This window comes from Pseudomonas sp. Irchel s3f19, from assembly GCF_900187555.1.
Taxonomy (GTDB): domain Bacteria; phylum Pseudomonadota; class Gammaproteobacteria; order Pseudomonadales; family Pseudomonadaceae; genus Aquipseudomonas; species Aquipseudomonas capeferrum.
On record NZ_FYDW01000008.1, the window covers coordinates 25,933 to 52,842 of the forward strand.

The 26,910-nt window shown below is 55.1% G+C and carries 26 protein-coding genes; 12 read left to right on the forward strand and 14 right to left on the reverse strand.

Annotated features, from left to right (window positions below):
• Positions 1 to 855, forward strand: coding sequence for a hypothetical protein (locus CKW22_RS18460; RefSeq protein ID WP_095064596.1), 855 nt, complete (start codon positions 1 to 3; stop codon positions 853 to 855).
• A gap of 46 nt (positions 856 to 901) precedes the next feature.
• Here CKW22_RS18460 and CKW22_RS18465 read toward each other — a convergent pair whose 3' ends face one another.
• The 3 genes from CKW22_RS18465 to CKW22_RS27915 form a co-directional block, all read right to left on the reverse strand.
• Entirely contained in the window at positions 902 to 1,531 is a 630-nt protein-coding gene (locus CKW22_RS18465; protein ID WP_095064597.1) for a hypothetical protein, read from the reverse strand.
• A 143-nt stretch (positions 1,532 to 1,674) separates the two neighbouring features.
• A complete protein-coding gene (locus CKW22_RS27910) occupies positions 1,675 to 2,235 on the reverse strand; it encodes an ImmA/IrrE family metallo-endopeptidase (protein ID WP_256577313.1) in 561 nt (186 codons plus the stop codon).
• Positions 2,236 to 2,245: 10 nt separating this feature from the next.
• A complete protein-coding gene (locus CKW22_RS27915) occupies positions 2,246 to 3,025 on the reverse strand; it encodes a restriction endonuclease (RefSeq protein WP_256577314.1) in 780 nt (259 codons plus the stop codon).
• 360 nt (positions 3,026 to 3,385) lie between these two features.
• On the opposite strand from CKW22_RS27915, the gene CKW22_RS18475 reads away from it, so the two are divergent.
• The 3 genes from CKW22_RS18475 (at position 3,386) to CKW22_RS18480 (ending at position 5,508) form a co-directional block, all read left to right on the forward strand.
• Positions 3,386 to 4,465: an MFS transporter gene (locus tag CKW22_RS18475; protein ID WP_256577315.1), complete on the forward strand. Its 1,080-nt coding sequence runs from the start codon at positions 3,386 to 3,388 to the stop codon at positions 4,463 to 4,465.
• Positions 4,466 to 4,471: 6 nt separating this feature from the next.
• Complete coding sequence (locus CKW22_RS27920) at positions 4,472 to 4,726, forward strand: hypothetical protein (protein WP_256577316.1); 255 nt, start codon at positions 4,472 to 4,474, stop codon at positions 4,724 to 4,726.
• Positions 4,727 to 5,163: 437 nt separating this feature from the next.
• Positions 5,164 to 5,508, forward strand: a complete 345-nt coding sequence (locus CKW22_RS18480; RefSeq protein ID WP_218192459.1) for a hypothetical protein — start codon at positions 5,164 to 5,166, stop codon at positions 5,506 to 5,508.
• Positions 5,509 to 6,078: 570 nt separating this feature from the next.
• On the opposite strand, the gene CKW22_RS18485 is transcribed toward CKW22_RS18480, so the two are convergent.
• Together CKW22_RS18485 and CKW22_RS18490 are read right to left on the reverse strand one after the other, a co-directional pair.
• A complete protein-coding gene (locus CKW22_RS18485; RefSeq protein WP_095064599.1) occupies positions 6,079 to 6,912 on the reverse strand; it encodes an HNH endonuclease in 834 nt (277 codons plus the stop codon).
• Positions 6,905 to 8,536, reverse strand: coding sequence for an AAA family ATPase (locus tag CKW22_RS18490; RefSeq protein ID WP_095064600.1), 1,632 nt, complete (start codon positions 8,534 to 8,536; stop codon positions 6,905 to 6,907). The genes CKW22_RS18485 and CKW22_RS18490 overlap by 8 nt, the downstream gene beginning before the upstream one ends.
• Positions 8,537 to 9,639: 1,103 nt before the next feature.
• Here CKW22_RS18490 and CKW22_RS18505 point away from each other — a divergent pair.
• The gene (locus tag CKW22_RS18505) at positions 9,640 to 10,275 is read left to right on the forward strand and encodes a hypothetical protein (RefSeq protein ID WP_095064603.1); all 636 of its coding nucleotides are present in this window, start codon (positions 9,640 to 9,642) and stop codon (positions 10,273 to 10,275) included.
• 41 nt (positions 10,276 to 10,316) lie between these two features.
• On the opposite strand, the gene CKW22_RS18510 is transcribed toward CKW22_RS18505, so the two are convergent.
• The 3 genes from CKW22_RS18510 to CKW22_RS18520 form a co-directional block, all read right to left on the reverse strand.
• Positions 10,317 to 10,862, reverse strand: a complete 546-nt coding sequence (locus CKW22_RS18510; RefSeq protein ID WP_095064604.1) for a hypothetical protein — start codon at positions 10,860 to 10,862, stop codon at positions 10,317 to 10,319.
• Positions 10,863 to 11,368: 506 nt separating this feature from the next.
• Entirely contained in the window at positions 11,369 to 12,637 is a 1,269-nt protein-coding gene (locus CKW22_RS18515; RefSeq protein WP_095064605.1) for a restriction endonuclease, read from the reverse strand.
• A 234-nt stretch (positions 12,638 to 12,871) separates the two neighbouring features.
• Positions 12,872 to 14,335: a toxin-antitoxin system YwqK family antitoxin gene (locus CKW22_RS18520; protein WP_143500755.1), complete on the reverse strand. Its 1,464-nt coding sequence runs from the start codon at positions 14,333 to 14,335 to the stop codon at positions 12,872 to 12,874.
• A gap of 306 nt (positions 14,336 to 14,641) precedes the next feature.
• On the opposite strand from CKW22_RS18520, the gene CKW22_RS18525 reads away from it, so the two are divergent.
• The 6 genes from CKW22_RS18525 (at position 14,642) to CKW22_RS18550 (ending at position 19,381) form a co-directional block, all read left to right on the forward strand.
• Positions 14,642 to 16,141, forward strand: coding sequence for a DUF3375 domain-containing protein (locus tag CKW22_RS18525; RefSeq protein ID WP_095064607.1), 1,500 nt, complete (start codon positions 14,642 to 14,644; stop codon positions 16,139 to 16,141).
• Positions 16,129 to 16,881 carry a DUF4194 domain-containing protein gene (locus CKW22_RS18530; RefSeq protein WP_256577317.1) on the forward strand — a complete coding sequence of 251 codons (753 nt, stop codon included), beginning with the start codon at positions 16,129 to 16,131 and terminating at the stop codon, positions 16,879 to 16,881. The genes CKW22_RS18525 and CKW22_RS18530 overlap by 13 nt, the downstream gene beginning before the upstream one ends.
• Before the next feature lie 32 nt (positions 16,882 to 16,913).
• Entirely contained in the window at positions 16,914 to 17,108 is a 195-nt protein-coding gene (locus CKW22_RS27930) for an ATP-binding protein (RefSeq protein ID WP_256577322.1), read from the forward strand.
• 13 nt (positions 17,109 to 17,121) lie between these two features.
• Positions 17,122 to 17,439 (forward strand): transposase, encoded by a 318-nt coding sequence (locus tag CKW22_RS18540; RefSeq protein ID WP_095064608.1) that lies wholly within the window; start codon positions 17,122 to 17,124, stop codon positions 17,437 to 17,439.
• Entirely contained in the window at positions 17,436 to 17,771 is a 336-nt protein-coding gene (gene tnpB / locus CKW22_RS27935; RefSeq protein WP_160015198.1) for an IS66 family insertion sequence element accessory protein TnpB, read from the forward strand. The genes CKW22_RS18540 and tnpB overlap by 4 nt, the downstream gene beginning before the upstream one ends.
• Positions 17,772 to 17,833: 62 nt before the next feature.
• Positions 17,834 to 19,381, forward strand: coding sequence for an IS66 family transposase (locus CKW22_RS18550; RefSeq protein WP_095064609.1), 1,548 nt, complete (start codon positions 17,834 to 17,836; stop codon positions 19,379 to 19,381).
• A gap of 58 nt (positions 19,382 to 19,439) precedes the next feature.
• On the opposite strand, the gene CKW22_RS18555 is transcribed toward CKW22_RS18550, so the two are convergent.
• Positions 19,440 to 20,240 (reverse strand): aminoglycoside phosphotransferase family protein, encoded by an 801-nt coding sequence (locus CKW22_RS18555; RefSeq protein ID WP_095064611.1) that lies wholly within the window; start codon positions 20,238 to 20,240, stop codon positions 19,440 to 19,442.
• Positions 20,241 to 20,564: 324 nt separating this feature from the next.
• Here CKW22_RS18555 and CKW22_RS18560 point away from each other — a divergent pair, with 324 nt between their 5' ends.
• Positions 20,565 to 20,849 (forward strand): hypothetical protein, encoded by a 285-nt coding sequence (locus tag CKW22_RS18560; RefSeq protein WP_095064613.1) that lies wholly within the window; start codon positions 20,565 to 20,567, stop codon positions 20,847 to 20,849.
• Positions 20,850 to 21,050: 201 nt separating this feature from the next.
• Here the strand turns inward: CKW22_RS18560 and CKW22_RS18565 are convergent, their stop codons facing one another.
• The 5 genes from CKW22_RS18565 to CKW22_RS18585 form a co-directional block, all read right to left on the reverse strand.
• Positions 21,051 to 21,707 (reverse strand): hypothetical protein, encoded by a 657-nt coding sequence (locus CKW22_RS18565; RefSeq protein ID WP_095064615.1) that lies wholly within the window; start codon positions 21,705 to 21,707, stop codon positions 21,051 to 21,053.
• Positions 21,707 to 22,501 (reverse strand): hypothetical protein, encoded by a 795-nt coding sequence (locus CKW22_RS18570; protein WP_143500759.1) that lies wholly within the window; start codon positions 22,499 to 22,501, stop codon positions 21,707 to 21,709. The genes CKW22_RS18565 and CKW22_RS18570 overlap by 1 nt, the downstream gene beginning before the upstream one ends.
• A gap of 27 nt (positions 22,502 to 22,528) precedes the next feature.
• Complete coding sequence (locus tag CKW22_RS18575) at positions 22,529 to 22,984, reverse strand: hypothetical protein (RefSeq protein WP_095064619.1); 456 nt, start codon at positions 22,982 to 22,984, stop codon at positions 22,529 to 22,531.
• Positions 22,985 to 23,309: 325 nt separating this feature from the next.
• Positions 23,310 to 26,324 carry an AAA family ATPase gene (locus CKW22_RS18580; protein WP_095064621.1) on the reverse strand — a complete coding sequence of 1,005 codons (3,015 nt, stop codon included), beginning with the start codon at positions 26,322 to 26,324 and terminating at the stop codon, positions 23,310 to 23,312.
• Entirely contained in the window at positions 26,321 to 26,908 is a 588-nt protein-coding gene (locus CKW22_RS18585) for an ABC-three component system middle component 1 (protein WP_095064623.1), read from the reverse strand. The genes CKW22_RS18580 and CKW22_RS18585 overlap by 4 nt, the downstream gene beginning before the upstream one ends.
• Between the last annotated feature and the right edge of the window lie 2 nt (positions 26,909 to 26,910).

Here is a 26,910-nt window from a genome sequence, read left to right on the forward strand (position 1 = left end):
ATGGCTTTACTTCTCCTGCTCCCGCTGCTGGTCAGCGGGTATTTGGTGTGCCTGAAAGATCCGATCGTGTACTACAAACTGCACCGCTATGAAGGTCAGCTGTTGTACCTGCAGGTTGGACGCTTCGGCATCTATTGCTTCCTTTACGCTTTCGCGATCATGACAGTAGCGACCTTGGTCTTCTCGCACGATCTGGGCAATTTCTGCGTGGATCCCGCGCTGCAGCTCGCATTCTTGCCGCGCTGCTACGACTACAGCCTCGATTTCCTGTCTGCTTTAGGTGGAGTAGCGAAACGGTTCGGCCTGGCAACTGACCCCGCTAGTCAGTCGCTGGTCTTCGGTGTTTTGACGGGCCTTCTGACACTTTTGATGCCTAGTCTCTGGGCTTGGAGTACTCGGCAAGAGCTGAAGCACTACCTCAAAACGGAAGATGAAGAGCAAATCACCACGTTCCTGACCCGGGAAACCTTGAAACACAGTCCAATGGGTAAGACTCTGATCGATGCTTTTGTCTTCAAGAGACCGGTTATGATTTCGATGACAGACCGAAAGGTTTATGTCGGTCTCATTCAGTCGATTGGTGCTCCAACAGAGGTCACTGGTGTAGATCTCGAAGTGAAACTGCGGCCATCATTCAGTGGGCATCGCGATAAGGACACGCTCAAAGTCTCCTTTACACATACCTATCCGACCGACATCTCGATCCTTCAGCCGATCTATTTCAAGCAGGAAAATATCGTATCCATCACGCTGTTCAGTGAGGCTATCCGCGATTCTTTCCAAGCTGAAAAGCCAGGCAACTCGGCGACGAAGTGGTATCAAGATATGTTGGGCAAGCTAAGTCCGACAAAGTAGCTTTTGGAAGCAGGCCTCACCATTATAGTGAGGCCTCTTCAGTGGCTTAACGAGACTTCGGATACCAGTCTGTTTTACCTGGGCTGATCTCGCCCGGACGGTACCCATACCTGTCCTTTAACACCGGCTTGAGCTCATCGTACAGAGGGCTCAACGTGTCCAGGATCATGGATACGTACAGCTCGAAGCTTGGGTGCTTGCGCCAGTATTCACCATAGATGGCGTTGGAAAGAGAGCGATCGAACCATCCGCGCAGCGCCATCAAGACGCCTTCGATACGGGTTTCAAGGCTCTCGTCAGAGAGCGCCTGCGCTCTCCCTTCAGATTTCATCTTTTCACGTTGCAGTAAGCTACCCGGGAGGAAACCCAGCGCTTCGCCTGCCTCATGCAGCTTCTCATGTACTTCGCGATGAGCATCGCGATCTTCTTTGAGATCAGCTGCGAAAGTGAAGTCACAGACCGTGCACTTGCTCGCGCCGTAGGGGTCAGGTGAGACGTTCACATGGAGCATGAGCCAGTGGTCGTACCGGCGAGCGGCCTCATGGTAATTCCTGACGCCCAGAACCTGGACTGCTGCGATGTCTTGGCGCTGACTTAACTTGAGCGTGGGGTGAGCTTGCTTGAGCTCTTTGGCGAGCCGTTTGACTTGCTTGATGTGGCTGTAGGTAATTTGCATTTTTCAGCTCTGCAAAGGGCTGGCCTGGCGTCCACTACGAGGCAACCTGATTAGGGTCAGGTTGGGTGTTTCAACTGTCACGATAGTGCTAAAGCTTCACTGGTGTGGACTGCCGGCACCTACCGAGTACCTTGGCGCGGAGACTACCACTCTTGTCTTTGGCTAGCAATCTGTGGGAGGCCGGGAGGTGGCCTGTTTGATGTTCGGGCGTCAACCAATAGCCCCAAACGGCTCAAGCGAAGACGAATGGCTGTTTTTGAGACGTGGAAGTGATGGCTCAGGTTGTCTGAAACAAGTCGGAAGCTTCGGTAATTCACAGGCAGATGGTCGAGGTAGAGGAGGCCGTGTCCGCGGTTTCGGATGTTGTAGATCACTGTCAGTAACGCGAGCCGTTCGAGTAGCTTCATGGTTGGCATCAGGAGAAACGAAGCAAATGCGTTGGCCTGCCACTCCAGCCTTCCGACATCGCTTCTGGGGATTCGGTCGCTATCGTACTGCTCCATATCGCTCGCATGCAGTCGCTCCCGCGTCAAATATGCACCGTGGCCTAGGTAGTAATGGCCCAGCTCGTGAGCCAAGGTGAACCGGGCAAGAGGAGCATCCTTGTCGTCCGTGAAGATCTGGATCTCCGGAGGGCTGAACGAGATGCCGCCCAAAGCAGATCTCGATGGCCCGCGGAAGATCACCTCCAACCCACTGCTCATGCGTTCATGGTCAATTATCTTCTCCAGATCGACACGACCATTGGTGTAGCCAGTGCGGTACCAGTACCTCTGTTGCCCTTGCCTCAATCTGCTGCAAGGAGAGGAACGCAACCCGGTGCTTGCACGTAGGTTGAGGCTGGATTAGCTGCTGATAGCCCGCGATGACCTTGCGGAGGTCAGAAAACAGGCTTTGGAAAACACCTGCCAATGTATTCGTGTATCCCTGAGGAGTGGCAGCGTAAGTGGTGTATATCGCAGGCTGGAACGAGGGGGCGATGAGAGCGTTCAGGATTTCTTTGCTCCTGCGCTCAGATGCGCTTATAGCGCCCATGAGCAGGGAGCGCGAGAGTTCCCAGGTGAAATTTCCCTCGTCGAGGTATCGAATCACCGCCATGCCTTTGTTCCTGGCGAAATTCAAGGCGCTAGCTTGGAATGCGCTCGCGGTGACAAGCATGCCTTTAGCGTTATGGCCGGTGACCTGACTAATCTTGGAGCTGAACTCCTCGACGTCATTGATCGGTATGGTGCTGCTGTAGTTCTTGCACTCGACCAGCATGATCATCGAAGGGGCATCAAACCCTGGAAGCCGCACCTCGATCGAGATATCGAACACGATGTAGTCCTCTCGCTCTCGAGAGAAGTATTTCGGTTTGCGTTGGATGGTGGTGAACTGAGGAGCGAAGTAGAGGTTACCGGCCTCAAGCTCACGACTCAGGAAGTCGAATACCTTCTGCTCAAAGAGATCACCTTTGTGATACGTGCTGAGTTTCGGGGTTTTCAAGGACGTCATTTCGCTCTGCAGACCCAATCCAGCGCATTAGCTCAGGCACGATAGCGAAAAGGCATGATTCATCCAAGCGCTGCTTGTAGATGGATTGGGGAGGGGTTCTGACGGAGCTCAGTTGACTGGATCCCCTGGGCGGCGCGATGCCTCGCATGCGGATCAGTAGGTGACGTGATGTTTGGCTATCGAAATGGTTGCGTCGATGTTGCCCTCAGACCCTTGTCATACCTCGCGCGCATAGTACGAGAGGGAAAAGGTATTTCCAGCCACACGTTGGCCCAGCCTAGGATTTTCGAGACCGCTCGACATTTGCCCGTGCAGCATGTCGAGCCTTGGCCATTCGTCGCGTGCGGAGATAAATATAAGATGAGCACGACCTGTTCGATCCCGGACACACTCGATCATGCACCCCTGTCCAGCTATCAAGTGCTGGTTTTCAGCCTGTGTTTTTTGGTGGCCATGCTGGATGGTTTCGACACCCAGGCAATTGCCTATACCGCGCCGGCTCTAATGACTGAATTCAACTTGGCCCCAGGCGAACTTGCTCCAGTGATGACTTCGGGTGTCATTGGTATGGCAATCGGTGCGATGACCCTGGGGTTGTTGGGTGACAGAGTAGGGCGGCGGCCCGCGATCCTGGGTGCCGTTTTCCTGTTAGCATGCGCTACGCTAGCCACGGCATTCGCCCAGCATGTGACCCACATCGTGATGCTGCGCTTCCTCGCAGGCCTTGGCATGGGTGGAGCTACACCCTTGTTGCTGGCCTTGGCGGCGGAGTATGGGCCCGCCCGTCATCGTGGTGCGATTACCACGGGCGTTCTGCTTGGGCTACCCGGCGGCGCGATCCTCGGCGGGCTGCTTGCAGCTAAACTGATGCCGCATATAGGTTGGCAAGGCATCTACGTCATTGGAGGCATTGCACCCCTCGCGCTGCTGATTGTGCTAGCAGTTCTACTGCCCGAATCCATGCAGCTGCAAGTGACCAAAGGCATTCACGCTGACAGGGTGCGTCGGACACTGCAACGGATCACCAGGCAGCCGGTGCCTGAGCACGCGCGCCTGACCATTCATGAGCAAACCGTCAGCAAGGCGAGTGTGGGCGCGCTGTTCACTGGCGGGCTTGCTCGGAGTACCGTCGCGGTGTGGTTGCCCTATCTGTTTAACTGGGTCGCTTGGTTCATGCTGTTGTCGTGGTTGCCTACCGTTTTGAAGTCGGCAGGCCTTGCTGCCGATTTAGCGCCCTACGGCACTGTGACCGTCAATGCCGTGTTCATCGCCTGTGCAATCCCATTGTCTATTTTGCTGCCCAGATTGAATACGCGCAGCATTCTGCTGGCCATGTTGGCAACAGGGATCGTGGTTGCATTTAGTCTGGGGCTGGCCGGACAGCAATGGCCGCTCGTGTTTGTGCTGATCGGGCTGGCAGGCTTCGGCATAGGCGGGTAGCAATTGGTGCTGAACTACCTGATCGTCACAGCTTACCCGACGGCACTGCGTGCTACCGCCACGGGCTGGGCGATCGGTGTGGGTCGAGTCGGCGCCATTATTGGGTCTGCCATCGGTGGTGTAGTGCTGGAGAGCATCGGGCCTTCAGGTTACTTCGCCAGCCTGGCGTTACCGCTTATCCTCGCCGTAGCAGCTGTGATGGTCATTCGAGTTTCGCGGGATGATTCACAATTATCCAAAGCCTATGTTTCTGCGCATTGAGTGAGACCGCATTGGAGTTGTTTCGTCCGGCCAACCTGCCTTGCACGACTAAGCCGGATGGCGCCTGTGCGGCAGCCAATTGCAATCTCACTGGCCCACAAGGTCGGCGGGCGTATCTACTCATCCTTGAGAGAGGCATGAGGGATGTGCCCGTCTTCCGCACCGAGGGATCAACTTATCGCTGCAGTCGCGCGTTTGCTACTGCGAATCGATCCAGGGACGAGCCCGGTGTTGAGTCAGAGCGCCTGTAGCGCTAGTCGGCTCTGAAGCTATCGGTGACCTACCAGCGTCCCTATTGCAACGTTCAACTGCGGACGCGCGATGACTGAACTCTTTGCAAGCATGCCGAGGTGATGAGTTGCAGGTATATTGATGGCCAATTGCCCCCGCCCTTAGGGCTGCCATTCAATGTACGTGTGATGAGGGAAGGCATCCGGATGCAAACGGTTGATCAGGAGGTCTGGCGTATTGCTAGCGAGATGCAGTATCTGGCGCCGACACTGAGTACCTGGCTAGACAGCTATGTCCGCAAGTCGGGGATGGATGACCTGGTGAGAGTGACACCCGGCTGTATAGGCGAGCGTGCGTATGCGGCGCTGCGTGAGGCGCTGCTGGAGCAGCCGAGAAGGCACGTCTGGTATCACGACCATGGATGGCATCTGGAGCTGCGTAAGAGGCTGCTGGGCTTCCTCCAGCGACGGCTACAGCGGCAGATCCTGGCGAACGGACACGGCTTAGAAGCGCTAGCTGAGGATTTGTTAGCGCATGATGTGGGTGTCTGAGGCCAATCAGACTATCCCTTTTTTTCGCTTCGCTCCCGTTGTTTGAAACCAAAGTCAAAAGCAGCAGCCTTGGGGCTGAACAAGGCGACTTCCCCCATACCCATACGAGGCGAGTTCACCGCAAAGCTGAAACCGGGTTCCGACTTAGATCTGGAAAGAAAAAAAGCATGAGGCATAGATCGTAGAAAAAACCGAGAAAATGGATTGGAAGAAGACCCCGCTTTTTCTTTGTCCCTCAAATATAACAACTCCGTTTTATTTTTTGTTTTTATAGGATTGACATTCAAGAAATATATAGAAACGTGATTTGCGTCACAAAATATGGCCCGTTTGTTGACTGTCGCCAGGTTTGTTTTTCGAGTGGCGACCTTCGAGCTCGTCTTCACGACAAGCAGAGGGAGACGGAGTAGGCTGTGATTTTTGAGGCACTTTCGAGTCGGTAATCAGGGGGCGTAGAAGGGCGTTTTGGGTACAGCGGGGTTAAGAGCTTGCGAAAATTACCCTATGTAAGGAGCTGGTGAGTAACGGCATGCGGTAGCCGCAGCGGGTGGTGCTCCCGCTGCGCTTCGATCAGGCAGGGGGAATTACGATGGGGCTTTCAGAAATGTACCGTAGCGCAGCTTGGTTCCTGCTCAGGCCGTGTATGAAACAAGACCGCCACCCATTCATAGAAGAATCTGATTCTTCCTCGATTCCTTGCCAGCGCTGCAAATCCCTGATCATGGCATTGATGTCGGTTGTATCATTGAAGTACACGTGGGGCTTACGGATGATGGCAGCCCATAGATTACGGATCTCTCCGTCGAAACCCGCGGGGACAATGATGTTTTCGATATGCCACTTGGCCGTTACAAGCTCAGCTCCCGTGACATCGAAAGGGACTGCATTGACCTCAGGCGCTTCCCAGGGAGGCGAGATTTCGATGAGCATGATTCTGCGCTCAGCGAAGGCATCGAAGTAAGGGTGCACGGGCCTTTCGCCGTCGAGATCACCCTTTGTGCGGTTGCCTCTCTTTGTATTGCAGTTGTAGCACGCAGGCACCAAGTTTTTCGAGTAAAACGAAAACTCAGCGTAGAAGCTCTTGGGGAGGTAGTGATCGAGCGTGGCAATACCTCGTCCTCCGCATACCGGGCATGCGCCGGCCAGGGAGGTTCTCAGTTGTGCAATAAAACCCAAGGCCACGGGTGGGCTGGTGTAGAGATGTTGCAAATGGGCTTTCGTACCCTCGAATTGCTGATCGATGTCTACGACCCACGGATTTCCACAGCCTCGATCATATTCCTCAAACCGGTTTCTCATTGCTGGCATCTGCGCAACGATGGCTTGTGCGTTATCGGACTTGGACGCTTCGAGTAACTGCAGATTCTCGATGTCATTGACAACGGGTAATGGGATCTTACGCATTGTCGCCTTCCATTTTCTTACGGAGCAGCATCAGGGCCTCCGTGCTCAGCTCGCCTGAGTACTTTTTCAAAGCTTCAGTGAATGTGCTGCTCTGATTTTTTGCGTGGGTGACAAGTTCTTCGTAGAGGTGCTGGGGCAGGTCGTCGCCAAACACCTCATCAGAAATGGAGGCTACGTTCGCGCCCAGTGTCTGGAGGCGAGGGTGGCTGACATTAATGACACCCTCGGAATCCCACATTACATGGACTTGAGCACTCTGGACTTCGCGCACAACGAAGGGAGAGTGAGTCGCTATGATCGCGATCGATTTCGTCGCTTCCAGGATTTTATTAAGTGTGCGCATAAACCTCGAGATGAGGTTCGGATGCAAGAAGTTTTCAGGCTCATCGATAATGAATGCCGAGGATGGGCCGGCGTTTGACAGGGCTATCAAGCAGAAGTTGACGAAAGATTGTTGCCCCAAGCTCAGCGTGCGTTCGTTATTGTCCGCGTCGACAAATTTTAAGGGGCGGGAATGATCAACCTGTGCAACCTGTTCGAGTTGCCTGAACTCGCCGCCTTTCATCCAGTCCTCAAGATTGACATGGCTGTCACGTTTTTGTGCGTTTGTTTGATCGTTGTTTGAGCTCTTAACCGGAATGTAGAGCTGGAGATTCGGGAACTCGTAGGTGATGACCTCTCTGAAAATTTCCAGTGATCTGGACATAGGGCCAACGCTTCTCGCAACATCCACCAGCAGCTGGGTCATAGGTACGGAATCGTACTTTTTGGGCGTAGCGGGATTAAACGTGAAAATCCGGGCGCGCCCCATGCCTTCTTCGGACGCCGGGGTAAACTGGCGGCGGGATGAGGTGTGGATGAAGGCTAGTACCTGATTGAGATCTGGGCGATTGGTGATCGCTACGTGCTGGCTTTTCGTATCTGCTAGGCCACGCGCAAGCTTCGCAAGCGAAGCCGTTTTCCCTGATCCGTTTTGCCCAATGATGACCGAGATTCGGCCCCGGAAAAAATTTGATTGGTCAAAAAGAAAGTCAAAGGTCACTTTCGGCCCTTTTCCTTTCAGCTCGGCACTGAACGTCTGTCGAGCGTCTGCTGCCCTGATGCTCAGTCCTTGGATAATCCTATTCGCTCGGCGATAGGCGAAATATGCTTCGCTCGACCGGATGAATCCCAGGGAAAACACGGAGGAAGATGTGAAGCCTTGCCACGGAACGAAAAATGTAGAACTGACAGCGATGTCTTGAGTGGCGGTCAATAGCTCCTTCGCTCGTTTGGCGCCGAAACGGTTATATAGGATGTTGTACGACTTGCTGTCGCTGAGCAGTGTTCTGAATGGGGCTTTTAGCGAGCGTGCATCAATTGTTTCTTCAGCCCCAATTGAGCTGTCTAAGAAATGTGGTAAGTTTTGCACATCTTGAATTGCGCAATGGCCGTCAAGAATTTCGTATTCACCTTCACCTATTTTGAAGGCGATGATACAGCCCATTTTGAAAATGCTGTCTTTTCGGTATTTGTTTTTAGGTAAGATGTAGATGTCTGCAGATTCTGTGTCGTCTTCTTCGAACGTCTGATGTGCGAAGCGAACTGTGATCAGGTCTTTCGGGGCTGGCTGTTTTGACTTCATGTTCGATTTTCGTTGCGCGGTAGGAATTTTTGGGCACGACTCTGGGAGCTACGCAAGGCCCAGTTGTGCTTGCGGCGAAATGATATCATGGGCGCCGAGGGCTCTACCGCGATGGTTTTAGCGCTGCCTAATCCGCACTAATCGGTTCATGATCGAGGGTGGAGCGCAGAGAGTGAGGCTGCGATCGGTGGCTTCCTGGCTAACCTTGGTCTCATAGTTCCACAGCGAGACAAAGCGGCCTATGGCCGGTCTTAGGATCGTTGTGCTGAATGACTAGCTAACGCCAGGCTCGTGAATCCACGCTCTGTATGCCGATATCAACCCTTCTGGTAAGCTGGGTAGATTCTCTTCAGCCTGGACGACGGCAGAGGCGCCTTTGAACCGATCAGCTAGCCAGGTGATCAGCCGAAGGCGTGAGGTCGGGCAGGGCATTACTTGGCTTTCCAACGCGTCGGCCAGGCGACCGAGTTTTTCAATGCTGTCGTCCAGTCGCTGTATTTGATCGTCGTGGCTTGGCCTTCTATTCGCTATTCGTTAGCCCTGTCCTTCGTGACAGCGAAGCACGTCGGGCAAGTTCACGTCCTCGACCGGCGCCCCATACCATGGCCCGAGTGAGCGTTTGATTCGGTCTTGTGTGATATGCCTCCTCAAAGCGGACAAGCCCTGACGGCTCGTAGATTCCAATGAACAGCTGAGTGTCCCCGCATCGGGATAGCCTTACCTGTACATCCAGATAGGCTCCGTCACTGAGTAATTCCTCATGTGAGTGGTGCTTCAGTCCTAGATCTGCCCAAGCCCAAAACACTTCTCCTCGGTATCGCATCCTTTGCTTCCGCTCAATCTCCGTCAAAAGAGCCTAGCCCGTTTCGTCTAGTACGTGCGTTTCAGAGGGCAGGGTGCTCCCACGTGTTGATGCCCAGGCGCTGCCAGATGGGTTGATCATCCAACCCGACACAGTCTCGTAGTGCTTCTGAGCTTGCTCGAACAGCCGGCGTTATGCTCGATTTCCTGTTAGATGGTCTTTTGGAGCTGGGCGGTTGCCACTAGAATCAGCCGCGCCTTCTGTGAGAAGGATATCTTCGTAATCAAGCAAGGAAGTCGACATGCAGTTTGGAAAAGCCCTAGGTCTGGTTTTGGCGTTGAGCCTGGGTGGATGTGCAAGCTTCACCAAGGATGAAGTGGCGCCAGTGGAGCTGCCATCAATGGCCAGCTATACGAACAAGCCGAATGTCTACGTGGACTTCGACTTCTTGCAGGGCGACCCGGGCAACTCGAAGGCAAACGAAATGCCGCAAGCGCGTGACATGCTCAAGCCTGAGCTCAAGCGCGCCTTCAATGAGTCCGGACTTTTTGGACGTGTGACCTTTGACGAGTTCGAGAAGCAGCCGGGCGATTACAGCCTCCGGCTGAAGGTTTACAACCATGCACCCGGTAGCGGGCAGGTGGTGTGGGCCTTCCTCAGCGGTCTGACGTTCACGATCATCCCAGCCTTGGCCACTGATCAATACACCATGAGCCTGGAGACCTTGGACGATCGAGGCCAGTCTTTGGGCAAGACCAGCAATCACGACGCCATCAACACCTGGATGGGGATCTGGTTCCTGCCACTGGTGGGCAACACGCCTAAAGCCGCTGTGACCAATACCTTCAGCCGGCAGGTCAATGCGCTACTGAAGAACTGGGTGGACGCCAATCGCACGAAATATTCCGCTGTCGATTTGCGTGTTCCGCGCATCTGACATCGACAAGAAAAGAGCCGCAGTGGCGGCTCTTTTTTCGATCACTTCAAGGCTTGAACGAACTGAGGATCGCTGTACAGGCTTTTGAGTAGCTGCTGCACCATGGGGTTGTAGTTGTTCGCAGCGGCAGGAATGGCAATTGGGCCGAAGAAGCTACTGTCCCAGTCTCGCTCAACGTCCTTCGTTGTCTCGTACAGTACTTGGTCACCTTTGCGTACGGTGAAGCGTGCGGCCAGTTCGCCATGACCGTTGGCCACGCCGGTATTGAGCTGGCTTTTGATCAATTGGATCTGCAGTTGACGGTCAGCCTGAGGATCGAGCAGCCCTGCATGGCGAAGTTCATCGTTGATGGCCGCCTGGATGTGCAGTGGAACGCTACCTTCCGGCGAGGAGATTGGGTTTAAGCGAACCATTAGCGAGTCTTGTCCAGAATCAGCCTTCACCTGCGCCTCCCGCATTGGCTGCATGGGGGCGCTCTGCTTCAACTGTTGCACGTTCTGGTAATTGGGTTCGTATCGAGCCATGGTCACACCGCAACCTTGCAACAAAAGTGCGCAGAGGGGGAGGGCCAGGTAGTGCTTCTTCACGGCAGATCCTTGCGTGAGTCGGAGGGGCCGCGATTATCGAATTAGCGATCGAAGTCTTCAAGCGGTAGGACGGTCTAGCCGTCGTTTCACTCGCTCCCGTGCAACGTCGCATTTAGCTGTTTTGAGGTCAATTAATAATGCGGTACGTCGGGCGCTGAGCAGCGAATGCACTTAGGATGGACGAGGGCTCCTGTCACACGAGGAAGTCCACGACAGCCGCGCCTCTGCTTTCTCCAATGATGGATATCAATTGCTGACCTGCACTTGATCACTGATACCCCATCATCTGCTCATAGCTCTCGCAGCAGCATCTCCAGCTGTTGCGGTTTCTGCCTATGACTAGGCTTATCAGGTCGTCATGGGGTTCGCTACGGTTCTGCTGCTGATCGGATCCTTGGTGACTGGCAGCGTACTCCACCGATACGGGCCTGGTACCGCAGCCTCAGTAATTTCACTCTGAAGTAGGCGCTCGAGTGAGCTGGGAGCCGTTTTAAAAGGCTTTCAGCTCAAGTCGATTTTTTTCTGGCTTGCTCGTCTTGCCAGTAACCCATGCGATGAGCGACAACCCGCTGGGCTGCTTCGAGGATCCGCTCGATCTCGCTTATAGATGGCTCAGTATCAATGAGAGGGCAGTTACGTTCCTCATCCACGGGGTAACCGATATCGCATGATCTGGATGTCTCTATGAGCCACAGCATCGGTTCATCCGACGGTACGGGCGCGCCATCGGGTGTGAAACGGTACCAATATGACGCCATGTTCTTCCCGTCTGGGGTCAGCTCTGCGCGACGTGCTCTGTGTAGCCGGCGACACGTCGGCGTGCAGATTTCCTGCAGCTCCACCAGGAGATTCTGTAGGAAGGGCTCTACGACCATCTTCGTCACCCCCTCTGGCATTGGCCGGTCATTCCATTCTGAGAGGAAAACGTCAAAGATTTTGGCGATATCGGAAGGTTGGTGATCACGTCCTGCTTGCAGCACCACATAGATCAGCGCCCTAAATAGTGGGGTCTGATTGGCGCCGCTTTCCATGGCTCTAAAGAAGAGGTAGTAGACGTTTGCCAACCCGATGAACAAAGTTTCCACCGCATCAGCATCAGACCCCGCTGCCGCCCAAGGTCGCTGCTCTAACGTCTCAGTGGCACACTCGTTTGCGATCAGTGCAAAGCGCTCAAGAGGGCCGATGGTGATTTCGTGCTGTCGCTCCCACAGAACTTCGAGTGTGCTGGAGGGGGAGTACTCAAACCTGTTCCAGAAGCGAGAGCTCAGGGCCTGAAGGCGCCCCGCTAGGCTCAGCGACTGTCCAAAGAGTCGCAACACTGCTCGTGGCTGTTTGGACAAGAGCCGCTCAAGCTTTGTCTTGTCCCACAGTTGAACCTGCATTGCGTATTTGCAGTTCCAGCTTTTGACCCAGTCGGCGGTGGGATTGGTAAATGTACTATTCGTGACGACGACCACTACATCGACATCGAAAGCCAACGCGTTAAAGGCCGCCTGTTTGACGACTTCAGACTCCACGGTTTTCGACCGGCCTTTGCACTCAAACCAATAGGTTTTCGGGGAGAGATCACCATCCGCGGACGGTACCAAAATCTTCGCCTCTAGATCTCTGCCGCCATCAGCAGCGCCTCCCCCCGAGCCCCCGATGCGCCACTCGATATCCTGAGCGCCCATGGCATCGAGCAACCAGTAAACACACTCCTCAAGATCTTTGCCCTTGAGTTCATCGAATGGAATGGAGGAGGGGATGATCCATTCAGGGTCGTCGCTAGCCATGACTAAAATCTCAAGCAAGGTATGAAGGCCGATTGGTCAAGCATGTAGCAAGTGCTGATGACTGGCTAGGCCCTGCATGCGCGAACCGCACCGCGTTGCGCCGTGGGTTAGGCAATTCGCTTTTACGGACTGCCCGCGCTTACTGCTGAGGAATGCGGTTGCTACTGCTTAAGCCCTGTCGGGACATCACTCGGATGCCCCGCTCGAAACTGCTTGAAGCAGCCAGGATCACCCTTATTGGCACTCCTGCTCGAATTCCTCAAGCATGTCTGCTCTGATCAAGGCGTCGGGATTATCGGCATGAACGGCGTCGACCCGGCGCTGCACACAATTATCCAAGTCGTTCCCCGGAACGCTCGCGAGTACCGGAGCAGGGGGCGGAGCAGTCGCTGTAGCCACAGCCGCAACGGTCTGCCCGGACGCAGGGATGTCGACGATGGTTACATCATCGATCGCATATCCACCACCGTCGTACCGGCTAGGTCGCTCGAAGTCGGCTATTTCCTCCACTGGGTTTCCCCAGCCTCCCATTCGATCAAGCATGGCCATCTTTCCAGGGTACTGACTGCGACGGTCTGATGGCAGGTTGACCAAAGTGTTGACGACCTCCCCCGAATTCCAGATCACCACAGCCTGTAATTCGCCGTTGCGATCGTAGATCCGTTCTTGGCCATGCTTCACGACGTCGTCTTGATGATCCTGCCCCCCGCGAGCCACACCTTGATACTGACTCAGCTGTTGGCCGTTTACCCAGATGTACGCGATCGCACTGACTAACCTACCTTTGTTCCATTGCAGCTCGCTAAGCAGGTTCCCCTCGTTGTCCCAATACTGCTCCAGGCCATCGTTGCTGAGGTCGCTGGAGATGTATTGGTTCACGTCCGCTTTGATGGCAAGTCGACTGACGTGATGAATGTGCTGGCCATCGTAGCTGTACTCATCAACGGTGCGCGAGCGCAGCGCGCCATGCTCAAACTCGCTTAGCTCCGTCACATTGCCCCGGGCATTGATTCGCTTCTGCGTGCCATGCAGTTCGCCATTCTCGTAGTTTTCTTCATGCGCAACATAGAAGCGGTTGCCATCGAGACCGAGTGTTTTCTGAAGGCCATGGTACTTACCGGCCAGGTATGTGTGGTGATCAGTGCCACGGTTATCGAATCCTGTCTGCTTGCCGCCTTCCCACTCAAGGTCGGCGATCAGGGTTTTTCCTTGGCTGTCCCAGGCGCGCTCACGTCCGACCTTGTTGCCGGCAATGTAATTGGCTTCGACAAGGCGCTCGCCGTTTTCGGGATTGAACTGCTCCTGCAGGCCGTCCATACGCCCTTGCTTCCAGTTGCCTTCTGCAATTTTATTGCCGGTCTTGGCGTCGAACTTCTCTTCCTTACCATCCCGCTTGCCCGCTTCGAAATGGATTACGCCAAGCAGTTGGCCTGCATTGTCGGAGCAGCGCATCTCGCCATCTGGCAGCCCCTTTTTGATGTCGACTGCGCAGGAGCCAACGCTGAACAATCCCAGTACCGACACGGGATAGTTAACAATCCTGCCTGTAAAGGGTTCGTCAGCGTGGATCTTGTAGATCAACCCCTGGATTTCGTGCGTTTGGCGATTGTCGACCTCCTCGGTAAAGCACCCCGAAAGACTTAGGGAGGCAGCGGCAATGGCGCTCAATGCAAAACAGCGGCGGGTTTTCGAATGCACCAGAATCTCCTTATCCACGTACCGGCACATGCCGATTCCAAAGCGTGAAAGCAGGGAATTGTAAAGCAAACCATGTCGGTGATTCCAATATGCCACTGCACACCTAGCGCCCGTCAGCGCCTGGATATCGCCCTCACAGGTTCGCTATCAAGCATTGGCTAAGGCAACTATAGCGCCATCCGTTAAGCCGAAACTTGCCAGGCTGCATAATCCGTCTACGCTATATCGGGCGATTAGTGTAGCGGTGGCCTAGATCGCAAGCGGCTCGACGATCTCGCCGCGCTCCAGCTATGGGGTATACGTCCCATGGAAGAAAACCTCCTGCAACGTGCGAAGCGCCTGACTGCACTCCGTAACCATCACCCCGCATGGCTGCTGTTAGCCTCTCGACATGCCGCCCAGGTTCTCAGCAGCCTCAGAGCCTTATTTGAACCCGGCCAGGATGGGATCGGTCTCGACGACGCGCTCCACTTGTTGGCAGAGGCCATGGCCAATGACGACGATCAAGGGAAGCGAATGCCCGAGGTGGGAAGCGACGTTCAGCAGGCCAACCGCGAGCTGGGGGAGTGGATCAAGAGAAAGCTGGTCATCGAGCGCAACGGTCGGCTGTACGCGACTGATGCACTGGAGTCTACTTTCCGTTTTACCGGAACACTCGACAATCGCGTCATGACATCGACGGCATCTCGACTATCGGTTGTGCAGCGTGAGATCGAAAACCTTGAGACGCATCTCAACTCCGATCCGAAAAGCCGTGCGTTGAGCTTGAAACGACGCATTCGAGAACTGCAGGCGGAGCTAGACCAGGCCAAGGCTGGACTTGTCCCGATTTTTGACGAAGACAAGCCAATTGAAGGCATCCGGGAGATCTATGCCCTTGCGACCAGCCTGCGTGCAGACTTCCGGCGGGTAGAAGACTCCTGGCGCAATGCCGATCGAGAGCTCAGACAGTCAATTATCAGCGATCAATGCCACCGCGGACAGATCGTCGACAACCTGCTTGATGGGCAGGATGCATTGCTCAATACGACCGAAGGCAAAGTATTCGACAGCTTCCAGCAGCAGCTAAGAGCGCCTGTTGAGCTCGATCGTATGCGGACGCGTTTACGCAATATCATGCGTCACCCGGCTGTCCCGCTGGCGCTTCAAAGATCACAGCAAAATGAGCTGCTGCGCTTGGTTCCGCGCCTGCTTCAAGAGTCAGAGGCCGTACTGCGTGCGCGGGCCCGCAGTGAGCGCGATGTCAAAAGCTTCTTGAAAACAGGGTTGATCGCCGAGCATCACCGCGTAGGTCATTTGCTCGGCGAGTTCCTCAGTCTTGCAATGAAAGTTGATTGGCAGCGCCAGGCGGTGAGGCGTTTAACAGTGCCCATCCCACCCGTGGGTATGGCATTGGCCAGGGTGGCCGCGATCGAGCGATTGAGGTTCAAAGGTATTGCCGAAGAGAGCGCCCCGGCGCTCGATCTCAGCAAGCACGCGACGGCCCTTGACCAGATCGAAGAGGAATTCTGGGAATCATTTGACGGATTGGATAGAGATGCGTTCGTACGCGAGACGCTCAGAATCCTGGCCGAGGAGGGGAGGCCTTTATCGCTGGCTGACCTCGCGATGCTGCTTCCACCGACCCACGATCTGGAGTGCTTCACACTGTGGATCACGATGGCGAAGGAAGCGGGTATAGCCGTCAATGACAAGGAAATCGAAACGATCGACTTAGCCGACCCCGAAAAGCAGTGGTGGCGGTTTTTCCTCCCCTTCACCCAGCTTGAGTCCAAGAAACTGCAGGACATCAAATGGGAGCTTTAGCCATGCCGAGAATTTTTGATGAGCTGACGATTACGTCTCACGAGCCTCACGACAGTGAAGAGGAAGAACTGGACGCCAGCGCGCCCGACGAGGCGTTTTTTACGGCCCTGGACGACGAGCTGCGGACAACCAGAACAGTCAGAGAAGTTGTCCAGCAGTTGTACAAAAATGGAGACATAGAGGAGGTCGAGGATCCCGGTCTCTACCGGGCTGCCGTAGCCAATGCGAGCTTGCTAGGACGAATTCTGGAGCCCTTCGATCTCGGCGTCCAGTTTGACGAGCTAAGGGGCTTGGCGTTTGTGACAGTGCGACAAGAGCCTGGCGAAACGTCAGACGGGTGGACGCATCCTCTTATTCGCCGGCACCCTTTTACGCTTGAGCAGACCTTGCTGATTGCGTTGCTCCGGCAGCACCTGATCGCCTTCGAGATGGAGAGTGGCGTGGGCTCGGGCGTTGCACAAATGACAGTGGACGATGTTGTGACCCAACTTCATGCGTACTTGGGAGAGCCTGGCAGCGATCTGAAAGACAGAAGCCGTGCCACCAACTTGCTGGAGGTATTGAAGAATCACCATCTCGTAACGACCATCGACAGCAGCGACCGCTTCACTATTCGCCCGCTCATTGCACACGTTGCCAATCCTGACAATCTGAGCGCCTTGATCCGTTGGTTGGAAACCTTTGGCACAAATCTGCAGCGCTCTTTCCCGGTAGATGAGGAAGGGGAGGCTCAGCCATGACTAGCTCATATGGCAGCTACGTGTTGACCGCAATGGAACTGTACAACTGGGGAAGCTATACCGGTTTGCACCGGGCCCCGATAGACCCTGCTGGCACCTCCTTGATTGGCACTACCGGTAGCGGTAAGACAACGCTTATCGTAAGGGGCCGGCGAATACACCTTCCGAACTCCAGCATTAAGGGCGATGGTGTCCGCGAATTTTTAAGCGGACGCTATCGCCCTTAACGTCAGGAATTCCATGCGCCAACGAAGCTCTTATCCCAAATCGTTCAAAGCCCAGGTTGTTCAGGAATGTCTGCAACCAGGCGCTACCATCTCCGGTGTTGCCATTAGTCATGGCATCAACGCCAACGTCATTCGAAAGTGGATACCGCTGTACCGGGATCAGCCGCCAGCGGTGCTACCTGCTTTTATTCCAGTGAAATCTGCGCCAAAACGGCAGCGTGAAGCGTCGGCGGTAATCGACCTGCCGTTTGGCGATGAATCGATCACAGTGAAATGGCCAACTTCTGATCCTGAAGGATGCGCCCGCTTTATCCGTGGGCTCACGCAATGATTCGTATCGATGCCATATGGCTCGCCACTGAGCCCATGGACATGCGTGCAGGCACTGAAACTGCGCTGGCCAGAGTGATTGGGGTATTCGGTGCGGCGAAGCCGCACTGCGCTTATCTGTTTGCCAATCGCCGCGCTACCCGCATGAAAGTGCTGGTACATGACGGCATTGGCGTTTGGCTGGCTGCACGCCGATTGAACCAAGGCAATTTTCATTGGCCTGGCATTCGACAAGGCTACGAAATGGAGCTGGATAACGAGCAACTTCAGGCCTTGGTGCTCGGTCTACCTTGGCAACGCGTTGGAGCAGGCGGTGCAATCACACTGCTTTAAGAAGCTGTAATTAGCGCCTTGGGCTGCTGCCGCAAGCGATCTGCTTTGGTAAAATCCACGGCATGACAGTCTCGCCCAATCTCGATCAAATGACCCCCGATCAACTGCGTGCATTCGCTGCGCAGTTGCTGTCGAAGGTCGAGACCATGGGCAAGACGGTCGAAACGCTGGGCAAGAAGATTAACCGCGATCAAACGGTGATCGAGAAGCTGACCCACGAGATCGCACAACTCAAGCGCTTGAAGTTTGCCAAGCGCAGCGAGCAGATGAATTCTGAGCAGGCCAGTCTGCTTGATGACCTGATCGATACCGATATCGCGGCGATTGAGGCCGAACTTCAAGCCTTGCAAATAGCGCCAGCGGCGACCGAGAAAAAGCAAAAGCCCAAGCGCACGGCATTGCCGTCAGAGTTCCCACGCACGTTGATCCACCACGAACCGGACAACACCCTCTGCCTATGCGGTTGCGCACTCAAGCGCATCGGTGAAGATGTCAGTGAAAAGCTGGACTACACGCCGGGCGTGTTTACGGTTGAACGCCATATTCGTGGCAAGTGGGTTTGCGATGACTGCGAAACGCTGATCCAAGCACCCGTACCGGCGCAGGTCATCGACAAGGGCATCCCCACTGCCGGATTACTTGCCCACGTCATGATCGCGAAGTTCGCTGATCATCTTCCGCTTTACCGTCAGGAATCGATTTTTGGTCGTGCCGGCTTGGCGATTCCACGCTCCACGTTAGCTCAATGGGTGGGTGTTACAGGCGTGCAGTTACAGCCCTTGGTCGATGCCCTGCGTGACGTAGTGATCGGGCAGCAGGTCGTACACGCGGATGAAACACCCGTGCAAATGCTTGCTCCGGGGTCGAAGAAAACCCACCGTTCTTATGTTTGGGCTTACGCCACCAGCCAATTCTGCGAAACAGCCGCTGTCGTCTACGACTTCAGCCCCAGCCGCGCCGGCGAGCATGCTCGCAACTTCCTGCAAGGCTGGAAAGGTAAGTTGGTCTGCGATGATTTTGGCGGCTACAAAGCCAGTTTCGAACTTGGTGTTACCGAAATCGGCTGCATGGCCCATGCGCGGCGCAAGTTCTTCGAACTGCACGCCACGAACAAAAGCCAGCTTGCCGAGCAGGCCCTGCGTTACATCCAGTTGCTGTACGAAATCGAAAATGAAGTCCGCGACCTGGAGCCGGATTTACGGCGCCGAATACGGCAAGAAAAAGCCGTATCGGTGATGGATGCGCTGCATACCTGGATGATCGCGCAGCGCGATCTCGTGCCCGAAGGTTCGGCAATCAGCAGAGCCCTGGATTACAGCCTGAAACGCTGGGCAGCGCTGTCGCGCTACCTCGATGACGGGGCTGTTCCCCTTGATAATAATTGGTGCGAGAACCAGATCCGACCGTGGGCACTGGGGCGTAAGAACTGGCTCTTCGCAGGTTCGCTACGCAGCGGCAAACGGGCGGCCGCGATCATGAGCCTGATCCAGTCTGCGCGGCTGAATGGTCATGAGCCGTATGCTTACTTGAAGGACGTTCTCACGCGCCTGCCGACGCAGCGAGCGAGTGAGATTGATCAGCTACTGCCGCATAAATGGACACCCGCATAGTTATGCAGAATTGATGGGGTGGCGCTTACACTATTGATCACCTATTCCGCACAAAGGCCTAGTTACCTATGCCGAGAGCCGATGCCGCAAGTTTCGCCACCCCAAGGGTACTGCCGGGCTCATCATCGTCTTCAAGCATCCAGGTTACCGACAATCCTGTCCACGCGAGTACCCATTGCAGTAGTCTCCGGCGATCAATACCGGAGGCATTTGCGACGACTTCGATTCGACGTGCGAAGCACCCCGGTGCTAGAGCGCTTTCACCGTCGGGATTGCAGAAGATGTTCGCATAATCAAAGCCACGCTCACCGTACAGTCCCTTGGGGTCGATAGCGAGCCAGCCGGACGGGCCGAAATCAAGCACATTGCCATGGTGGATGTCGCCATGCAGTACCGTGACATCGCGCGGAGCAGACAGGAGTTCGCGTGCGGTTTTTGCGCAGTGTTCAAGAATGCCGCCGTGCCTCGCCGCTCCACTCCATAACGCCTCGAACCATTGCGCCAGAGGAACTAAGGCGGGGATCGGCTTGGCACGTGGTGTATGAAGGTGGGCGGCTACCCCACAGAGGATACGAGTGGCCTCGTCGTCCCTGCCGCAACTGACCATCTGCATCAGCGAGGCCGAGCCCAATGCGCGCTCCATAAGTAAGGCCTCGCCATCATGGGCTAACACGGGTGCCGCACCTTCGCCGTCCCACCAAGCCATGAGCAAGCTGCCTGCTTGTTCCTCGGCTACGTGTGAGATTTTGAGGATGGCTGGTATGCCGCGCTGGCGAACGGGCAGCAGATTGCCGTTCAGCGAGACGAAAGCATCACCGTCGATGGTCAGATCCCATCGTTTCAGATATTGATCAAACATACTTTCACTAAATCCAGAGTTTTCAAACGAAACTGGTGCTCATCCGCCGTCAACAAGTGCGAGGAAGTCGTAGAAGACATCCTTCCAGGGTTCTCGAATCGCGAGGAAATCGCCATTGGCGAGCGTCCTTGCTGGAGAGACAAGGCCATTAGACTACTACATTCGTCCATTTGAGCTGCTTGGCTATATGCCTTTGGCTCAAGATCCAAGGTGTGTTTACCGTACTGTTACCTTTGAATCCTTTATATGCGGGCCTATCGAGCAAGTATCGAAGCGTCACGTAGGCAGTTCGAGGAATTCTCCAGAATTCATCGCGAGACACTTATGGCCACGGCGCATCAGCGCAATCTCCAGAAGCGCTTGGTGGAAAATATGGAGAAGTGGGAAAAGGCCAAACGCCTTGGTCAATTCATCAACGCCGTAGCTGCTGGCGCCATCAACGGTAGCGAGGAGAGAGCACGCCAGACCGCGGCCTGGGTGGAATGGGCGAGGGCGCAGGTTGACTCAATCGACCCTGTTGGAAATTCAGCAACGACTTCGCTGGAGCCGGAGGAAGCTGGGGCCCCGGAGTACGCAGCCAAAAAAGAGGAAGGGCCGTGGTGGCGTTGAGGGCTCTTTTTTGGGGGTCGATGACCTAATGGAAAGCTTGAATGTGGCGCCAACCAGCCTCTCCTGCGGCGCATGAAAAGCTCGTAGGTGTGATTGATGCGATCATCGTCAGGAGCAGAGGGTCGATGCGGTTGGGGAGCGCGTCTGCTCGTGGCGCCTAAGCAGTTCACTTCACTCTAGTGGAACCTAAAAACAACACGCTCACTGACGAGGCAACACCCGATACTGACCAGAACTTTCCCCAATCCCGACATACCGCACAGCGCGAGTCCCGGCTAGGGCTTGCGAAGCTTCAGCCCCCAAAAGCAGCGACTTGAGCGGATTGATGATGTTGATTTTCACGTCTTCAGGGCAGTTAATGTCCGTCAAGCGCACGCTGTAGCACCATTCGTTGTCGTGCTCCGCGTGCACCCACCTAAACAGTTGGCCGTTCTCAAGATTCAGGTCGTAGCCGCTAACCGGATCGCAAGGAAAGCCCATCTGTATTTCGACGAAATCGATCGGCCATCCCCATTGGCCGATGTGCACCAAGGGCTCTCGATTATCAAGCGCCTCAATGCCTTCACCCGCCAGACTGATCTGCACGACAATGTGGCTGGTGGTCGACCGCTTAGGTTTAGACGCAACAGGCAGTGAAATGCCTATGCCCGTGTACACCCATCCTTCTTCATCCGTCGTTCGGGAGGTGATCCAGGCACCGCTCGGCTTGAAGTACTTGGCGAGCTCAGGTGTCAACAAAGCTCTACTGACTTCCTGCTTGACCAGATCAGCCAGGGTTTCACACTCACCAGCAAGCCTCGACATGAATTTCACCGCATCGGTAATCGACGCTCCAACGCTGACGGGGGATGAGGACATCAGACAGAACTCCATAGGAAATGATCAGGCTTGGTGTTGGTCAGAGCAGGCAACGCTGGCGCGTTCGCGCCGAAGCCGTTCAATGGATTCCAGAACACGTGCGTCCGAATAGGTAGCGGCACTGGTGACAGTTGCTGAAAACCATGGAAGCGCTTGACTTGCAGCTGACCAAGGAAGCTGGTGACCTGGGTTCTCCATTTGCTCAATCCGGGGTAGGTCGAGCAGTCCAGCTTATTGAGGATCTGAACGACATTCAGCCACGAACGCAGGATCAGCCGACCATTCCAGATGTCTTTCTGCCCCAGAGCGTTGAGGCCAACACTCAATTCGGGCCCAATGAACAGGTGGTAAGCGACTTCGCGCTCAGCGTCAGTCAGATACTCGTTCCACTGCTGGTGGAGCTGATCGGTACCCAGGGCCGCACGCCATTTGAACTCCACGACAATGATTCGTCGCTCCCCGGTTGACCATCCCATCTCAACCAGCAAATCAGGCTCAACCGATCGTCTCGGCCAGAAATCCATTCGCAGATAGCTGACTGCCCCAGTGGGGAGGGGGAGATCTTCACCGGCGTCACTTTCGATTAGTGCACGCCAGAACGCGCCACTCGCTTCCGGTGGCAGGAAATCTAAAGGGCCGGCGATCAGCCCCGTGATTTCATCTTCTTCACAGACTCGCTTCTCACCTTCTTCTCGGTGTCCAAGATATCGCTTATAGAGCTGACTTTTGTTTCGCCTGAATGAATGCAGCATGCCGTTTTCGTCTTGAGCAGGAGGGAAGGGGGTAATCGACATTAATCGAGACCGGGTCGATGGCGCCGTCTATTTTTCTGGTGCCGACGCCCGTTGCCCAGTACCGATCTTGTGTACGACAAACACTGTCACTGTGTAGATGATCCAGTAGACCGCTGCAGCGGCCAAGCTGGTCAAAAATAGCAATGCGGTGCAAACGATCAGCATGATGATATAAAGGTTGAGCAGGGGGGAGGTGCTCACTTTACGAATCTGATTCAGCCCAACGGCAATCCCCACCATGTAAAGGGTGGTGATGAGGCTCCAGACACGGAACGTCACTGAGAGTGCTCTATCCCCTCTACCGTAGTCTTGCTCAAAGAAAATCGGCCCAAGCAGCCAAAACACACCAACTGAAAGTCCAATTATTCCTAAAACGCCCCAGCCGAAATATGTCGCTAAAAAGCCGTACTGCCCCTGGCAAAGGCGGCTTCGTAGGAATGGCTTGGTGAGCAACGCGAGTACGATTGGTATGAGGAATGACATTGGTACGATCCGTCGTAGTAGGTGCGATTTCTTCAGCTCACGAAGTGCAAGCCAAGGTAGCAGCGAGGCTGAATGTAGCACATTGCCATCGCCTCGCTGCAGCGGTAAGCGGTAAGCGGTAAGCGGTAAGCGGTAAGCGGTAAGCGGGCAGCTACAATCATGAGCCCGATCCAATCAATACGCATGACGGGGCATGATTCATATGCCTAACCCGGCTTCCATCCTTAATAAGATCAGTTGGCGGATGACGGGGTGATGATGCTGACGCTAGCCAGATGAGACCTGAGAGACCAAACCTACCCGATTGGTCTCTCATCACGGCGCTCTACTCAGGTTGGGAGGATGACGCTATGCGCTTGCGATGCCTCGATTGCCCTTCCTCGGCAGTGACGCCGTCGTCCGTCGGTACCAGCGTCCAGATCTTGGCTTCGATACCGTCATTCTGCAATTTGCGCAGGAAGTATCGTGCCTGCAAAGCATCATGGGTCGCGATGACGACTTGAAAGCGGTGGTCAACGATATAGTCACGTAACAGATCGAATACAGCGGAGGCGTGCACGAGGTCATGGTGCTGAGTGGGATCATCAAGCAGCAGCGCCTTCCAGGGCGACCATTGATGACTCATGGCCATGGACAGGAGGAAAGTCAGCTGAAGATCCGTCAACTGGGCTTCACTTGCAACATCTGGCACCGGCGCGGACTTGCCCCCAAGAGGCACCAGTACCTCGGCCCGCTCCTTGTTGTAGTAGGTGAAAAAGTTAAGGCTCGCCTCGTGGAATCTCGACTCGCGCACGACCCGCTTTAGCAGTGATTGCCACCGCGGCACGACCTTGCTCACATGCTTCTGGACATTGTCGATCTCTGTTTTGAGCGAGTCCTCAAGTGTACCCATGGCATCCGACAACTGCGAGAGCTGTGACAGTGAGCTCTGCGCCATTGTAATTGCGTTGTTGAGGTACGTGGCGAACTCTTCTTCCGTGCGACCAAGTCGCTGGGCATCGATAAGACGCTGTGCAAGCTGCGACTCAGCCAGCTTGGCCCAAGCGGAGATTTCCACGCCGAGGTTTAGCATGGTTGCCCGGTTGCTCTCGACATCGGCGAGCGTGCTTTTCAAGGTGCTGGCGCGAGCCTGAATGGCCTCAGTTAGGGGGTCTCCCGCTAAACCGAGCCTTTGCCAGTCTGCCCGGAGCGATGCGAGCTGGGATTGGCCATGGCTGATCGCTTCCTCGACGCTTCGACAATCACTGAAAAGTGCCGCATGGTGATCATCCTGGGCGGCTAGCGTTGCCTGAAGCGCACCCACGCGACCGTTAAGCTCACTTATCCGTGCATCAATTTGATGTTTTTGTGCTGTCAGCTCCTCAAGTGTTCGAGTCACTGCGCTGCCTGAAACGAGACTGGACAAAGTAGCGAGTGCGTGATCGCGTCGACTGACGGCTTCGGTGTGCTGCACTCGCGCGCGGTCGAGCTCGACCACAGCAACTTCATAGGTATGCTGGACGTGCTCAAACACTTCCCGCACCACAAACGGCTCAAGACCAGAACGGCGCTCTGTCACACTTTTGCGAGATGCTGCAATGCCATCCAGTTGCACTCTCAGCGTTTCTTTGGCCAAAGGCACCGAATCGCTAGCCAGTATAGGATCGATGCGGAACTGGGCATTCTGACGCTCCAGCGCCTCAAGCACATTGTCCAGGTCTGTGAGCCTTGACTGACAGTCCCTCACCCCTGCAAGGGCTGAGGCAAGTTCTGCATCACTCACTGCTAAGGCCTCTGCAGCGCCCCGCAATTGTTGCTCAGCCAATGTCAGGCTAGGATTTATCGCCTGGAGTGCCTGAGCAACACGAATCTCCAGCTCGGCTGCGCCATGTGGATACAGACAAAGTGGACAGTTGTCCTGATCTGAGGGTAGATGCTCAACAATTGCAGCGACCGCCTGGCGAATAGCATCGGCGGAGGCGCTCAATGCCTGAAAATGAGCGCGTGCTGCCGCTTCAGCGGATTTGCAGGACTCCTGTTTGGCCCTTTTTACAGTCAACACCTCACCTGCGCGGGCAAGTGCATCCTCGATGACGGCTGCTTGATCCCGGGACTCCTGCAACTGGCGCTCGACAGCTTCCCATTCGACAACCAGCCGCTCGCCGTGCTGGAGCCGCTTCTCAGTATTGTTCAATGACTGAAGTTGGGCATCCAGTTGAGCGTGCTGATTTCTAACCTGCAGGTTGCGCTCATGCTTTTCTCGAAGCATCACAAAACGCCGCTCAATGTCGCTGACGAGAGTCGCCGCCTCCGTTAGCGCCTGATTCCGTTGATCAAGATGCTTCCTCGCTCCATTCTGATTGACCAACCGTTCCAGGTCTTTCGCTACACCCAGTAGCTCCTGTTGCGCGAGTTCAATGTGCTTCTGATGATCCTGCAGCAACGCAAGATTGGACGACCGAAGCGCCGCGTGATTGTTGAGCTGCTCAAAAGCGGCCACCAGTTGGGTACTGAGTGTATCAAGCCGAGACCGCACAGCTTCGAAACTCGCAACCAAGCCGTCCGCCTCTGCCAAGCCGACGATTAGTGTCTGGGTACGCTCGACTTTGTCGAGCAGGATATCGAGCAGGGCAGAGTGGGCGAGTGCCAATGAGTCTTGGTTAACAGGCTCCGCCAGCAAGCCAGGTGGAATCTGCTCTAGGCTCTGCGTCCGGGTTGCCGCGTTGGCGATCGCTGCCGCAAGATGATCCCGCGGGCGCAACGCACCCACCGCACCAGCCGAAGCTACGTCACGCTCCTGGATCAGGCGATTCCAGTCGTTGAGTTCTCTCTCAAAATCCCTCAACACCTCCTCTTGACGACTTTTACTATCTTTCAAAGCCCGACGGACTGACGGAAGGGCCGCTCGGGCGCGAGATCCATCACGCCCGAGCGGTAGCTTTGCGAGCTGTGAACCGGCTTGGGTATCAGCGGCCTGGACAATCCAGTCGCTTTCTCTCTGATCCAATAGATGCGTCAGTCGCAGGAGAAACGGAACATCACCTTCAGGAACACCGGGGAAAAGCGCCGTAAGGTTTCCATCTTGGACAACCGCACCGTCCGGGGTAACTTTGGCGGTCGCGGTGAGATCCGCAAAATTCAAACTGACCTGCGCGAAGGCTTCCTCATCCCGGATAACGTGCTCAATGTCTTGGAGCCGCGCGATCTTGCCCGTGAGCCCGAACTCGATCGCCTCGAATACGGTGGTTTTACCCGTACCGTTGGGCGCGAGCAAAATCGTGGCACCGGGGCTCAACTCGATGGTGACGTCACGCCCAAACTTTCGCAGATTGGACAGTGTGATGGAATTCAATTGGCTCATTGTTGATCCTTAGTATCAGTCATCGAATCGCGCAACGCCTTGACGACATCAGCGCCGTTTGCATTCGAGAGAAGCTCGGATCGCCAGGCAGGAGCCAGTGTCTCAGTCCATATATGTGTCGAAGTAAGTGTTTTTAAGGCCGAGGCCAACGGATCGCTGAGCGATTCGGCGTTTCCAGGTGGCTCTAGGGATGCAAGGAAGGTGCGATCAAGGAATTCTGACTCCGTTTCAAGCTGGCGCACGACGACTTTCCGGCAGAAGCGATCGTCAGTCTCGATGCGTGTCGCCTCATCGTTGGAAACCTGACCTATAACCAAGAACATGTAGAGATCAGAGGTTTCGGGTTCCGGTAACACATCCCGCACGTTCGCAGCCCATTGGTGAGCACTCTGGATGGCGAAGGAGGGGAGCTCGATCAATAAAACAGTTCGCCAGCCGGCCTTCTCTATGCCGACCCGCTTGAGGCGCATGACACTCGACAAGTGCTCAACCTCGGGGAACTCATCTTTATCCAGCAGATGTACCTCATATCGACCCTCAGCGCGCCGTTCAATTGCCGTAGCCAGTTTTTCAAGCGTAATCATGA